This is a genomic window from Neobacillus sp. NPDC097160 (assembly GCF_044762155.1).
In the GTDB taxonomy this organism is placed as follows: Bacteria; Bacillota; Bacilli; order Bacillales; family Cytobacillaceae; genus Neobacillus.
Genome location: NZ_JBIWDU010000019.1, coordinates 103,048 through 116,428 on the forward strand (window position 1 = coordinate 103,048; position 13,381 = coordinate 116,428).

General features: G+C 39.5%; 11 protein-coding genes and 1 riboswitch. Of the genes, 4 read left to right on the top strand and 7 right to left on the bottom strand.

Features of this window, described 5'->3' with window-relative positions:
* Nucleotides 1-213: 213 nt before the first annotated feature.
* The 4 genes from ACIQXV_RS23780 to ACIQXV_RS23795 form a co-directional block, all read right to left on the bottom strand.
* Nucleotides 214-852 (bottom strand): hypothetical protein, encoded by a 639-nt coding sequence (locus tag ACIQXV_RS23780; protein ID WP_402962885.1) that lies wholly within the window; start codon nt 850-852, stop codon nt 214-216.
* Between the two features lie 76 nt (nt 853-928).
* Nucleotides 929-2,173, bottom strand: a complete 1,245-nt coding sequence (fabF, locus tag ACIQXV_RS23785; RefSeq protein ID WP_402962888.1) for a beta-ketoacyl-ACP synthase II — start codon at nt 2,171-2,173, stop codon at nt 929-931.
* 229 nt (nt 2,174-2,402) lie between these two features.
* A complete protein-coding gene (locus ACIQXV_RS23790) occupies nt 2,403-2,786 on the bottom strand; it encodes a hypothetical protein (RefSeq protein ID WP_402962891.1) in 384 nt (127 codons plus the stop codon).
* Nucleotides 2,787-2,896: 110 nt separating this feature from the next.
* Nucleotides 2,897-3,766 carry a cation diffusion facilitator family transporter gene (locus ACIQXV_RS23795; protein ID WP_402962893.1) on the bottom strand — a complete coding sequence of 290 codons (870 nt, stop codon included), beginning with the start codon at nt 3,764-3,766 and terminating at the stop codon, nt 2,897-2,899.
* Between the two features lie 323 nt (nt 3,767-4,089).
* Between ACIQXV_RS23795 and ACIQXV_RS23800 the strand changes: the two genes are divergently transcribed.
* Nucleotides 4,090-4,881 carry a GNAT family N-acetyltransferase gene (locus ACIQXV_RS23800; protein WP_402962896.1) on the top strand — a complete coding sequence of 264 codons (792 nt, stop codon included), beginning with the start codon at nt 4,090-4,092 and terminating at the stop codon, nt 4,879-4,881.
* A gap of 78 nt (nt 4,882-4,959) precedes the next feature.
* Here ACIQXV_RS23800 and ACIQXV_RS23805 read toward each other — a convergent pair whose 3' ends face one another.
* Nucleotides 4,960-6,300, bottom strand: a complete 1,341-nt coding sequence (locus ACIQXV_RS23805) for a sodium-dependent transporter (protein ID WP_402962899.1) — start codon at nt 6,298-6,300, stop codon at nt 4,960-4,962.
* Between the two features lie 243 nt (nt 6,301-6,543).
* On the opposite strand from ACIQXV_RS23805, the gene ACIQXV_RS23810 reads away from it, so the two are divergent.
* Complete coding sequence (locus ACIQXV_RS23810) at nt 6,544-7,833, top strand: NCS2 family permease (RefSeq protein WP_402962965.1); 1,290 nt, start codon at nt 6,544-6,546, stop codon at nt 7,831-7,833.
* Nucleotides 7,834-7,934: 101 nt separating this feature from the next.
* Here the strand turns inward: ACIQXV_RS23810 and add are convergent, their stop codons facing one another.
* Both add and ACIQXV_RS23820 read right to left on the bottom strand, forming a co-directional pair.
* Nucleotides 7,935-8,942: an adenosine deaminase gene (gene add / locus ACIQXV_RS23815; protein WP_402962901.1), complete on the bottom strand. Its 1,008-nt coding sequence runs from the start codon at nt 8,940-8,942 to the stop codon at nt 7,935-7,937.
* 65 nt (nt 8,943-9,007) lie between these two features.
* Nucleotides 9,008-9,108: riboswitch (purine riboswitch) on the bottom strand.
* Nucleotides 9,109-9,268: 160 nt separating this feature from the next.
* Nucleotides 9,269-9,724: a DinB family protein gene (locus ACIQXV_RS23820; protein ID WP_402962968.1), complete on the bottom strand. Its 456-nt coding sequence runs from the start codon at nt 9,722-9,724 to the stop codon at nt 9,269-9,271.
* A gap of 245 nt (nt 9,725-9,969) precedes the next feature.
* Between ACIQXV_RS23820 and ACIQXV_RS23825 the strand changes: the two genes are divergently transcribed.
* Nucleotides 9,970-12,006: a Na+/H+ antiporter gene (locus ACIQXV_RS23825; protein ID WP_402962904.1), complete on the top strand. Its 2,037-nt coding sequence runs from the start codon at nt 9,970-9,972 to the stop codon at nt 12,004-12,006.
* 255 nt (nt 12,007-12,261) lie between these two features.
* Nucleotides 12,262-13,344, top strand: coding sequence for a branched-chain amino acid aminotransferase (locus ACIQXV_RS23830; protein ID WP_402962907.1), 1,083 nt, complete (start codon nt 12,262-12,264; stop codon nt 13,342-13,344).
* Nucleotides 13,345-13,381 lie beyond the last annotated feature (37 nt).

Genomic DNA, 13,381 nt, shown 5'->3' on the forward strand with positions numbered 1-13,381 from the left:
ATGCTGAGCGTTCAAAAAAAGGAGGTCTCTCTGAAAATTGAGAGACCTCCTTCTAAAACAATGTAGACAAAAAGCATTCCTGCGAATAAGGAACTTTGATGCATCAACCTTCCTAGCTTATGATATAGTTCACCATATCACAATCCAATACCCCAAATTATTTGGTAATAACAAAGCTGTTCCAATAAAAAGACGCGCTCAATGAATGCAAATTTAATCCGGAATTACTATATCCAGCTTTCCTTCATGACTAATGATTTCGATTACCTTGTCTGTAAATAGATATGGCGTATCAAATCGGTCCTGCTTTTTCATATCTAGATAACTATTATTAGCAGTCAGAACAGGGAAGACAGCATTGGTCTTCTTGAACATATTTTGATAAACTTCTATTTCTGCCATCAAGATAATCTGTTTACTAGAGATGGCAAAAAAGAGTTTCCCAATCTCTCTGTCATCATTCATGATAGGGATCTGCTGCAGGATGGAAATAAGGCAAGTGATAATATTATTCATCTGCTCGTTTGTTAGCCCTTGTAACTGCCATTCCTCTAAAGCTTTGTTAATGCCATTTCTCATTTCCTTGAAGGAAAAAACATCTTCAATCCTAAGTGCCGTGTTCGTCTTACCGAGGCTCTCAAACTTTTTTCTCGAATCAAATATGTATTCCTTGATAAAACCTGTATACTGCTCCCGCTGCACAACAAAATCGGTAAGCTCATTAATACTACGAATCTCTTGGCTCCGATTGCGGATTAATTGTAAAAAAGCATAGACATCTTTCTCATCAAATGAATTGTCCATCAACTTTACATAATAATATTTCAATAATGATTGTTCTTTCGTATCCATTCGTCTCTCCTAGAAGTAGTATTCATATCTCGCAATCCTGTCGCCCTATAAGAACGTCCCTAACTTGCCTGGCAGATTATAAGATAAACTTTTTAAAAATCAATGTGGCATTATGACCGCCAAATCCTAGTGAGTTGGATAAAACCACTTGGACATCCTTCTTCTTTGCTACATTCGGGACATAATCTAAATCAAGTTCTTCATCCGGTGTTTCATAATTAATGGTTGGAGGAATGATTCCGTCCTTGATCGCTAATAGAGAAAAGATAGCTTCAATGGCACCAGCCGCTCCCAACAAATGCCCTGTCATCGATTTCGTGGAACTAACAGATAGCTGATAGGCATGTTCTTTGAAAATTTCTTTGATAGCAAGTGTTTCATATAAATCATTATAATGGGTGGACGTGCCATGCGCATTGATATAGTCCACTTGTTCTGGCGAAATTCCGGCATCTTCTAATGCTAATTTCATCGACCTCTGGGCACCTTCACCATTAGGTGCAGGTGTTGTAATATGATAGGCATCTCCGGTAGCTCCGTACCCGATTAATTCACCATATATGGTTGCATCACGAGCCAAGGCATGTTCCAATTCTTCTAAAATAACAATACCGGCCCCTTCCCCAATGACGAACCCATCACGATTTTTATCAAAAGGTCGGCTTGCTGTTTTCGGATCTGGATTTTTCGTAAGGGCGGTCATATTGGAGAATCCTGCAATGGTCATCTCTGTGATGGTGGCTTCTGTTCCACCGGCAACAACCATATCACAATCCCCTTTTTGGATGACGCGGAAGGCATCGCCGATAGAATTAGCTCCGGAAGCACAGGCCGTTACCGAACAATTATTGATTCCTTTTGCCCCAAGTTCAATCGAAACCCGTCCTGCCGCCATGTCCGGGATAAACATCGGTATGGTAAATGGATTCACCCTTCTTTGGCCTTTTTCGATAAATTTCTTATGCTGTTCCTCAAACTCACCAAGACCGCCAATTCCCGATCCAATCCAAACGCCGACACGCTCAGGTTGAATATCCTTACCGATTTGAATGCCCGCATCGTTTACAGCCATTTTACTTGCAGCAACAGCAAATTGACTAAACCGCCCCATTCTTCGCGATTCTTTCAAATCGATAAATTCTTCGGGCGCAAAACCTTTTACTTCCCCTGCGATTTTGACATCAACTTTATCCACATCAAAACTTGTTGCCGGACCGATACCTGACAAACCATTTTTAATCTGTTCCCATGTCGAATAAGCATCATTCCCTAAAGGAGTGACCGCTCCAATCCCTGTAATCACTACTCGTTTTGTCATCATCTTCGCTCCTGCTTTTCATTATTATGTAGACATCCCAGCTTTTTTTCGTTTTGTTTTCCTATATTTCTAATACGATTCTGAAAACCAATAAAATCCTATAGTTATTCTATCTATTTTATCTAACACCGAGGAATTCTACAAATTATGAATATTAACGAAGTAAGTTTTTGCAAAAAAGAAAACCCGCCGATCGGCGAGCTCTAAGGGTGAGACAAAAAAAGTATGTGTATTATCGTTCTTCCGGAGATACCGATAATTCCTTTATCTTAACAATCCAATCTTTGAAACTTCCATATTCATTTGTATCAAATCCGAAGTGCTCCTTTATTAGCTGAACAGATTTGCTTTCTTGTTCAGCAAAAACCCCATCCGAATAGATTAATTGAAAGAGTTCTACTAAGACGATATTTTTGGAACGTTCTGTTTTGAATATCTTGAGAAGATCCTCTATTGCCAAACCCTTTATTTTATAGTCCTCAAGGTCCATTTCCTTTTTATATTTGTTAAGGATAGAATTTTCAAATACAGATAGGTTTCCATCAATATTGGCAATCAATGCAGCCAATTCAAGAAACGCTTCTTTCTCCTCCGGGTGAAGTTCTGCTAGGAACATTACACACTCTCCTTAAAATCTTTGTCCTAGTTATACGAATAATAACTGATTTGGTTTCAATTAATGTGAGAGGTTTTTCCCTGTTAAGCCTAAGGGATCTTTTTGTAAATCTAATTCGGCTCTACATGAACATGTACATCGTAGACTCCGTAATCTTTAATCATGACTTTTTCAACGTGTGTAGCAATATCATGTGCTTCGCGAATATCTAAAGTAGATTGAACTATGATAACTACGTCGATGACTTCGTTATTACCATAGTTTCTCCCTTTAATTTCTTTTATGCCTTTTACTCCATCAACTTTTGTAATGACTTCTTGATAAAGTTGAATCTTATTTTCATCGAATCCGTCTGAAAGTTCATGAGACGATTCCTTAAAGATATCCCAAGCTGTTTTACAGATTAAGAGTCCTACAATCATTGCCGTTACTGTGTCCAGCCAGGGCATATGTAATTGGGAACCAAATATCCCTAGAGCTGTTCCTATACTGACCCACGCATCGGAAATGTTATCTTTTGCAGCTGCCATCACGGATTTACTATTAATTTTTGCAGCTAATTTTTTATTGTAACGATAAACAAAATACATGACGATTGCGGAAAAAAGGCCTGTATAAGCAGCGATCCTATCTGGAGACTCTTTTCCTCCTTGAAACATAGAGGTTATCGCATCAATCAACACTTCTATTCCAACGGCGATCATGATAAAAGAGGCAACCATTGAGGCAATCGTTTCGCTTTTCCAATGGCCATACCCATGATCGCCATCAGGCGGTCGTTGTGAAAGCTTGAGTCCGATAAATACAGCAAAAGAGGCAATAATATCGGTTGTATTGTTTAGACCATCTGCTTTCAAAGCAGCAGAATCACTCATATATCCTATTGCTAGTTTTAGGATCGATAAACATATATAAGCAATCATGCTTATGATTGCTCCCCGTTCACCTAATTTTAGATTTTGATATTTTTCGGTTTCCATCCTTAATGCCTCCCACCAAAGTACATCCATATGATAACAACTCGAATATGGGTGGGTCTAGAGCAACCTTATTGCATCGTTTTATAAAAGTAGACTAGAGAGAATAATGTTTCATGCGGGAAAGATTTCTGGAAAACAAATGTCATAAGGATATATCTTTTTAACCTTGTTAAAATGGTTTATTTAAAGTTTTTTTGTTTTCTTAATTCATTCCATTTCCCCTCATTTTCTCCCAAAGTGAAATAAAATAGAATATTAAAAAGGTCTTGAAATTTCCGTATTGTATGTATACTCTATTTTAAAGGCGAGGGGGAATGAGTCGAATGATTAGAAAGCTTACAGAAAAGGATCACCAACTAGTTCTCACTTTTTTAAGTGAGGAGCCGTCTATTAATCTTTTTATCATAGGGGATTTAGAAGTATTCGGATATACTTCGGAATTCCAGGAAATTTGGGCAGAGTTTGATGAACAGAACACGATTAAAGCTGTTCTTCTAAGGTTTCACCAATCTTTTATTCCATATGCAAAAGGCGAATTCGATACAGAGGGCTTTGTTTCGATTATGAAACGGTACAACCAGCCTGTTCTATTAACCGGAAAGTCCGATATCGTGGAAAAATTCGCAGCCTTCGATGACCTGCTGCTAGGTAAGAAGCAGGTAACATTCTTTGCAGAATGCCTCACAGATGAATTTCTTGGTGCCAAAGATCATGACATCGCCATTAACCAGGCTACTATCGAGGATGTAGATCAAATTATTAAACTTCGTGAATCGATTGAAGAATTTCATGTCAGAAGTGATGCACGAGAGATATTTGTTCAAGCAATGGAATCTAACACAGCAAGAACCTATTATACCGTTGATCACGGTATCATTACTTCCTGTGTTTCCACCACAGCGGAAAATTCCATGTCAGCCATGATTGTGGGCGTCTGCACCCGGAAAGATTACCGCCGACAAGGCCTGGCAACAGCTATCATGCAAAAATTATTTAAGGATGTCCTAGACGAAGGCAAAACACTTTGTCTATTCTACGATAACCCTGAAGCAGGCCGTATTTATAAGAGACTTGGATTTAAGGATATCGGAAAGTGGACAATGTACCGCGGATAAGATTACAACATGCAGGCACCATTAATGGTGCCTGTCACCCTTTTCCCTACCCCTGTATTATTAATGGTGCCTGTCACCTTATCCCCTAATGACATGGTAGCAAACAAACAAAATGGCGATGGGGGCTACGTAGCGGATGAGGAAGAACCAAATCCGGAATAAGCTTAAAGGCAGTCCGCCTCCTAATGATAATTCTTCATATAGTGCTGATTTTTTTATTTTCATTGGCACAAAAATTGAAATTAATAACGCTCCAATCGGCATTAGTACGTTACTTACTAAGTAATCCGCAGCATCGAAGATCGTTTTGCCAAACACTAGAACATCGCTTAAAACACCATAGGATAGTGCGGATGGAATGCCAAAAATAAAAATAGCAATTCCAATGATCCACGACCATTTGGCTCTCTTCTTTGATTCACCTTTTGCGATAACCGAAACAATGATTTCCAGCATTGAAAAGGCTGATGTAAGAGCCGCAAATAAGAATAACACTAGGAATGCGACAAAAAAGACCATTCCAAACGGCATTTGATTAAACACATTTGGCAGAACATTAAATAATAAAACAGGACCGGCGTCTGGTTTTAACCCAAATGAAAATACTGCTGGGAAAATCGCAAGACCCGACAAGACAATGATAAAAATGTTCATTCCTACTATTGAAAAAGCAGAACGAAATAAACTTTCTTCCTTTGATAAATAGGAACTATACGTTACCATCACCGAAACACCTACACTCAAGGCGAAGAACGATTGTCCTAAGGCAAACAGAATTGTTTCCGGTGTGATTTGCCCGAAATCCGGCTTAAATAAAAAGGTAACGCCCTCCATCGCACCTTCTAGTGATAAAGAGCGGATAATCAAGATGATAAAAAGGATAAAAAGAACCGGCATCATGATCTGACTTGCTTTTTCGATCCCATTTTGAACCCCTTTTGCTACAACGATAATCGTGAGGAGCATGAAGATCAACTGCACGGCAACACTAGTAACCGGATTTGAGATTGTCTCGCCAAACAACTGTTCATACCCAGACTGGTCCAACCCATTCAACTGCCCTGTAACTGCCTTCCATATGTAACTAATAATCCACCCGCCAATCACACTATAAAATGAGAGCAAAATAAAACAGGTGACAATTCCTAAGTAACCAATCCAATGCCAGATCGAATGCGGTGCGAGTTCTTTATAGGCTTCTATGGCGTTCCTCTGTGTTTTCCGTCCTACTACAAATTCAGCTATCAGCAAGGGAAGGCCCAAAAATAATGTAAACAGTATAAAAATAAAAAAGAATGCCCCTCCCCCACTTACACCTGCAATATATGGGAACTTCCAAATCGCTCCAAGCCCAATGGCGGAACCGCCTGCTGCTAAAATAAAACCAATCTTTGATGACCACTGTTCCGTATTTTTCAAAACATTACCTCTTTCTATTCCATCCTTTTTAATGCAAAAAAGCCGTCCATAAAAATGTACACTAATTTCTTTTGAAAAACGATACTTCTTTCTATATGAAATCGCAAAAATACGGATTTGCCTGTGTTTTCCAATCTAAACTTCACTGTTTTCTGTGTTATAATAGTTCACGGCATAAGTGAATATAAAAAATAAGCTTAATGCGGGTGGGAGAGGGCAACACGAAAGTGTGTGATTACAAATATGAGGGGAGTTTTCAAACTTAAGCAACACGGAACAAGCATAAAAAAGGAGGTTATAGCAGGGTTAACATCGTTTTTTTCCATCATCTATATTATTGCTGTCAATGGCAATATCCTTAAGGATGCAGGAATACCACTTGAAGCTGGGATTATCGCAACCGTACTATCTTCGCTAATTGGCTGTTTACTAGTTGCGTTTATGGCAAATGCACCTTTAATTCTCGTTCCGGGAATGGGGATTAATGCATTATTTACGTATACCATTGTCGGTTCAATGGGGCTAAATTATATGGAAGCTTTAGCAGCCGTTGTCGTCTCAGGGATTCTCTTTGTGATTGTGGCCTTTACAAAATTATCAGGCATTCTAGCAAACGCGATTCCATCGTCATTAAAAGAATCGATCTCAGTCGGAATTGGTTTATTTATTGCTTTTATTGGCCTGCAAAAGAGTGGAATTATTGTCGGAAATCCAACAAACTTTGTTGCGCTCGGTAATTTATCGTCACCGATTGTTCTGGCATCGATCATTAATCTGATCCTCACGCTATTTTTGTTTTTGAAGAAAGTACCGGGGAATTTCTTGATCAGCATAATAGCCGGCACGATTATATCCTACTTTTTTGGGATTGTTCATTTTTCAGGAATGGATACAAGCTTTATTTCCTTCGGGGACTACAAGAATGTGTTTCTGAGTTCTGATTTTGGAAAAATGGCAACCATTCCATTTTGGACGGCGGCTTTTTCACTGGTTTTAGTGCTCGTTTTTGAGAATATCGGCCTGCTTCATTCCCAAGTGAACGGAATGCTTCAAGCACCTGAAAAAAACGGCAAATCATTAAAAGCCATTTCCATTTCCACCATTGTATGTGGATTTTTCGGAACAAGTCCCTCTGTTTCAACGGTTGAAACAGCAGCAGGTATTACGGCAGGTGGAAGAACGGGCTTAACTTCTGTTGTAACAGGTTTATTGATGCTAGCATCCCTTTTCTTTATGCCTTTTATTAAACTAGTACCCAATACAGCAATCGCACCTATTCTCATTATTATAGGCGGATTAATGCTGACAAATATAACAAATATCGACTTTACGGATTTTACCGAAGCATTTCCGGCTTTTCTCGTGATTATTATGATTCCATTAACATACAGCATTGTCGATGGAATAGCCTTCGGATTCATCGCTTACCCGCTAGTAAAGCTATTTACAAATAAGCAAAAACAGCTTACCGTATCAATGTTTATCATATCCATCCTGTTCTTAACCAACTTCCTGCTGCACTCAGTTGGCTAAACTAAGCAGAACTTGGTAGAGACCCGGCGGTATAGGACATTTACCACATTTAAAAGTTACAAAAATGGCAAAGGGTGTCAGGCACCCTTTGCCATTTTTTGTTAACCTTTATCAGCCGCCAAATAGCTTTTCAGTTTTTGTTTTGTCTCAGCATCGGCAAAGCTTGCTTCTACACTGTTTAGGTAAATCTGTTGGTAATCTTCATCGGATAGGTTAAATTCATTGAAGATGATGTTGCACTCATTCGCCATTGTTGTATCTGAAACCGTTCTGTTATCCGTATTGATCGTTACCTTGATGCCATCCCTGTGGAAAGGGTAAATCGGATGTTCGGAAAAACGATTCACCGCTTTTGTTTGTACATTACTTGTTGGGCACATTTCGAGGGTCACATTATTTTCCTTAACAATGTTATAGGCCTCTTCACAGTCTTTAATAAAAACGCCATGTCCTATTCTTTCAGCACCTAACAGTTTTACTGCTTCCAAGACATTTTCCCCAATGCCTGTTTCTCCCGCATGAATCGTTACTCTATAGCCATATTCTCTTGCTAAGGCGATTGGTTCGACGAACCTTCCGCAAAATCCTTCTTCCTCAGAAGCACATAAGTCGATGGCTACAACTCCTTTTCCAAGGAATTTTTTCCCCTTTTCAACGACCTCAAAGGCACTCGCAGCAGACATCGTTCTCATACATGACAGAATTAAGTTTCCATTGATCTCATATTGATTTTCAGCATCCTTCATGCCATCTAATACACTTTGAATAATTTCTTCTACACCTAATCCCTTGGCAGTGTGAAGTAACGGCGCAAATCGAACCTCCATATATTTCACATTTTCCAGAGCTGCATCCTCAAAAAGCTCAAATGTGATTCTTCTGAGATTCGCCTTGGACTGCATGACCAAATTCGGAATCGTGAATCTCTCCAAATATTCATCTAGAGATTCACATTCTAATGGCGCGATCAACTCTTTTTGAATCTCTTCTTTATCAAAGGAAGGTAACGGAATTCCCTCTCTCATTGCAATCTCAATGATTGTTTCAGGTCTAAGACTGCCATCTAAGTGGCAGTGAAGTTCAATTTTAGGTAATGTTGCTATATTCATGGATTGTAACCTCCAATTTATTATTTAAATTATGCAAAAAAAATTCCTGACTACGAAGAAAATACAAATGCATGTATCTTCTTCGTAATCAGGAATTTATTGGTTCCTGGTAGAGACCTCCAAACCATATCATTGGAGTTATACGAGAAATTAGTATTATGTTTAGTTTTATATACGAAGGATAAAAGAATTTATGGTTATTGTCAAGTAGGTATTAATGGAATTCTTCTAATTCCACGAGATGGTTTGTAATCTGTTCATGCTCTTTTGCAGCTAAAACAATCAAACCCCATTTGTCTTTCAGCTTTTTTTACATATTGGGACCCTTACACCTTATTCATCAATTTTTTGATAATCCGAATTTGGCCTCTATGGCTTAGTTCATCCTCGAACACATGAAACCATTTAAAATAATTGTTTGCAGGGCGATTCCACCAGAACGGGGTTTGTTCAAATAACCATTTGTCCGGCAGTGTTTTAAATTTCTCGATGGTCATATTCCTAACCTCCGATAAATCCTGGAGGTAAAACTCTATCGTATTCCCTCTAAACTGTTCCCTCCCGAGGCTGCCTAATTCCAATCCTGGACTTAACCGGATAATTTCGTCATCAGTCAAATCCCGATTCTCAAAGGTTTCAATCTGATAAGCCTTTTCGACAACAGCCATATGCGCTAACAGCATTCCAATTGAATTGGCTTCCCCATCATAAAGAAAATCTAACTCCTCGACCGTTAAATCCTTCACTGCATCTATCGTGGTCTCTCTTGCATAGTTCATCATCGACACTAACTTACTGAATTCCAGCCCCAAACCATCTTTTTGATCAATTACATACAATGTTTGATTATCTATCGTCAAACTTTCCACTCCTTTTTTTTAATAAAATCACTCCATCCTATGAATTCTTTTTCTTTTTGGAAAATCCCTTTAAAAAAGGCCTCCGATTTGAAATTAAAGAATATTACACTTATATCGTGTAAAATAATACAGATATTACACAATATACAATAGAGAGGAGACACGCCATGGAATTTTTTCTACTTATACTATTACTGCTCGCCATTATCGGGTTGTCTAGCTTCATCAATCACTTTTTACCCTACATACCTGTACCGCTTATTCAAATTGCACTGGGGGTTTTGCTTGCTTCACTCCCGCTAGGCATTCATATCCCGATGGAGCCGGAATTGTTCTTCGTTCTGTTTATTGCCCCCTTACTTTTTCATGATGGGAAAAATGTTTCAAGACAAGCATTATGGAAATTGCGAAAACCGATTTTATTGCTTGCACTTGGACTTGTGTTTGTTACCGTATTCGCCATCGGATATTTAATTCATTGGCTAATACCGTCAATTCCATTGCCTGCAGCTTTTGCATTGGCGGCCATTCTTTCCCCAACAGATGTCGTTGCCGTTGGAGCCATTTCAAGCAGGGTGAAGATACCGAAAACGATTATGCATCTACTTGAAGGGGAAGGGTTGATGAACGATGCCTCTGGCTTAGTTGCGTTTAAATTTGCCGTAGCCGCAACCGTGACTGGCGTTTTTTCATTAGCAGAGGCAAGCTGGAGCTTTTTAGTCATAGCTATTGGCGGTTTGGCGGGCGGGGCTATTCTTGCCTTCCTAATTATTCGCTTGAAGGTTTTTATTCGACGGCTGGGTATGGAGGACGTGACAATCCACATGCTTATTCAGCTCCTCACCCCATTCGTGATTTTTTACATTATTGAGCATTTTCATCTCTCCGGCATTTTATCAGTCGTCGCTGCCGGCATTGTCCATACGATATACCGTGATCGAGATCGATCACCTGCCATGCAGCTGCAAGTAGTTTCTCAAAGTACATGGACAGTACTGATCTATATTTTGAACGGATTAGTATTTGTATTGTTAGGCTTGCAAGTTCCAAGTGTCACAAATGAAATTTTTAAAAATCCGCTGTTTAATAATTGGGAAGTAAGCAAATATATCATGATTATTACGGCTGCACTATTACTGCTTCGCTTCCTATGGATTACTGCAGCGTGGCAGTGGGGAAGGCTGTTTAAAAAGAATATACAAATGCCTTCTAAGAAAGCTATTGGCATCATTACTATTTCTGGTGTAAGAGGGGCTGTCACACTAGCCGGTGCCTTTACCATTCCATATGTTCTTGCTGATGGCAGCCCATTTCCTGACCGTGCGTTAATCATCTTTATTGCCGCCGGAGTTATATTGGTCACGCTAATTGTAGCGAGCATTTTCTTGCCAATTCTTGCAAGGACGGAAAAAGGAAATACGGAAGATCTGAGAGAAGAAATGGAGAGGTCGGCTATGCTCCGGACAATTGATGCTGCCATTCGATCGATCCGGGAATTGATGAATGATGACAACCGTGAATCCGCAGTGTCGGTTATCGCAGCATATAATCAAATCCGAAATCGCCTAAATAACGTAAGTGATGAAGACTCCCAGAGGCTGAAGTTAGTGGAAACGGAAATTCGTATGAAGGCCCTTGATGCAGAAGTCCACTACATTGAACAATTGAAAAAGGCTGGACAGATTGACCGAGAAACTGCGTATTTAATTGAAGAACATATCCATAGAATGAGACTCGCCGTTACAAACCGATTGCACTTTAGAAGATTGTTCATTTGGACATTGATTAAAAGAGGTTTGTACAAGCTTTTTCAGCTCTTTTTGCCCAAAAATAAGGAACGGCTTAAAGATCGCCAGGTAAAGGCGAAAAAGCTCATCCAACTAAAAGTCAACATGGCCAAAGCCGCCATTCGGTATTTAAAGGAACATATGAATTCTGAAAATGAACATATCAATATGGTCATTATCGGAGAATATAATGAAATGATGATGAAATTTAGGCTTGCGAAAAAAGGTGTGGATTCCAGTCAATACATCCATATACAAAGAGAGTTGCGAGCTAAAGCCTTCCAAGCAGAACGGGATGAAATTCAGAATTTGTATGAAGAGGGAGAAATCACAATAGATATCACCCGCAAAATTCGTAAGCAGATTAATATTAGGGAAGCGTATTGGTTGGAAGAAACGAGTGTACATGCACATTAAATGATTCCGGCGAACAGCGCTAGTCACTGTTCGCCGCTCTACGTGACCGGATTCTTCATTTTCCACCTTTTTTGGGCACGTGGAACCTCTCTACGTTACCTCGGACTCCATTTTCCATCCGTATAGGGTACGTAAAACAACCCGACTTATACTAAAATAATGAATATTTGAAAAACTTTGCGCATTTGACTTGAGTTTTTGTTAAATAAAGCGTACTCTAAAAAATAAACTAGAACTTGGAGATGAGGTGTAATTATGCAACAAGAAATTGCTTTTATTCAAAGAGAGGAATTAAAGGAAAAGCCCGATACAGCTTCACTTGGTTTCGGAAAATATTTCAGCGATTACATGTTTGAGATGGATTATCGCGGCGGAATTGGATGGCATGACCCGCGGATTGTCCCTTATGCACCATTAACAATTGAACCGTCCTCGATGGTTTTTCACTATGGACAAGCTATTTTTGAAGGATTAAAGGCCTATAAGGCAGCCGATGGCACAATTCAACTCTTCCGTCCGGAGAAAAACATGAAGCGGTTGAATGATTCATGCGACAGACTGTGTATTCCCCAAATTGATGAGGATTTTTTATTAGGTGCGATTAAACAATTAATTTTTACAGAAAAAGATTGGATTCCAGAGGGTGAAGGGACATCCCTTTACATTCGTCCGTTTATTTTCTCAACGGAGCCCTATCTTGGCGTCCGACCTGCTAATCAATATAAGCTGCTGGTAATCCTCTCGCCGTCAGGTGCTTATTATGGGAACCAATTAAGCCCTGTTAAAATTTATGTTGAAGAGCAATATGTGCGGGCTGTTATTGGCGGAGTCGGCCATGTCAAGACCGCCGGCAACTATGCTGCCAGCATGAAGGCACAAGAAAAAGCCGATGCCAATGGGTTCGCACAAATTCTATGGCTCGATGCGAAAGAGAATAAGTATGTCGAAGAAGTCGGAAGTATGAATATTTTCTTCAAGATCAATGGCGAAGTGGTAACGCCAAGACTGAATGGCAGCATCTTACCAGGAGTTACACGTGATTCAGTGATTGAACTATTAAAATATTGGAACATCCCTGTACGAGAAGTAAAAATTTCAATTGAAGAGGTTTTTGCCGCACATGAGCGCGGTGAACTGGAAGAAGTCTTCGGTGCTGGAACTGCTGCCGTTATATCACCCGTTGGCGAATTAAATTGGAACGACCATGCAATCACAATCAATGATAATAAAATTGGCCAGCTTTCACAGCGTATATATGATGAAATGACTGGAATACAGCTTGGAAAAAAAGAGGATCCATTTAACTGGATCGTTAAAGTGGCGCCGGTTGAAGTGTAATATTGAAAAAGATCCAGATGAGGAACTGGATCTTTTT

Bases quoted from the DNA above. Each gene is read 5' to 3' on its own strand.
- ACIQXV_RS23810 (WP_402962965.1), top strand. From the start codon at position 6,544: ATGAGGGGAGTTTTCAAACTTAAGCAACACGGAACAAGCATAAAAAAG.
- add (WP_402962901.1), bottom strand. From the start codon at position 8,942: ATGAATATAGCAACATTACCTAAAATTGAACTTCACTGCCACTTAGAT.
- ACIQXV_RS23780 (WP_402962885.1), bottom strand. From the start codon at position 852: ATGGATACGAAAGAACAATCATTATTGAAATATTATTATGTAAAGTTG.
- ACIQXV_RS23800 (WP_402962896.1), top strand. From the start codon at position 4,090: ATGATTAGAAAGCTTACAGAAAAGGATCACCAACTAGTTCTCACTTTT.
- ACIQXV_RS23795 (WP_402962893.1), bottom strand. From the start codon at position 3,766: ATGGAAACCGAAAAATATCAAAATCTAAAATTAGGTGAACGGGGAGCA.
- ACIQXV_RS23820 (WP_402962968.1), bottom strand. From the start codon at position 9,724: ATGATGAACTATGCAAGAGAGACCACGATAGATGCAGTGAAGGATTTA.
- ACIQXV_RS23830 (WP_402962907.1), top strand. From the start codon at position 12,262: ATGCAACAAGAAATTGCTTTTATTCAAAGAGAGGAATTAAAGGAAAAG.
- ACIQXV_RS23825 (WP_402962904.1), top strand. From the start codon at position 9,970: ATGGAATTTTTTCTACTTATACTATTACTGCTCGCCATTATCGGGTTG.
- ACIQXV_RS23790 (WP_402962891.1), bottom strand. From the start codon at position 2,786: ATGTTCCTAGCAGAACTTCACCCGGAGGAGAAAGAAGCGTTTCTTGAA.
- fabF (WP_402962888.1), bottom strand. From the start codon at position 2,173: ATGATGACAAAACGAGTAGTGATTACAGGGATTGGAGCGGTCACTCCT.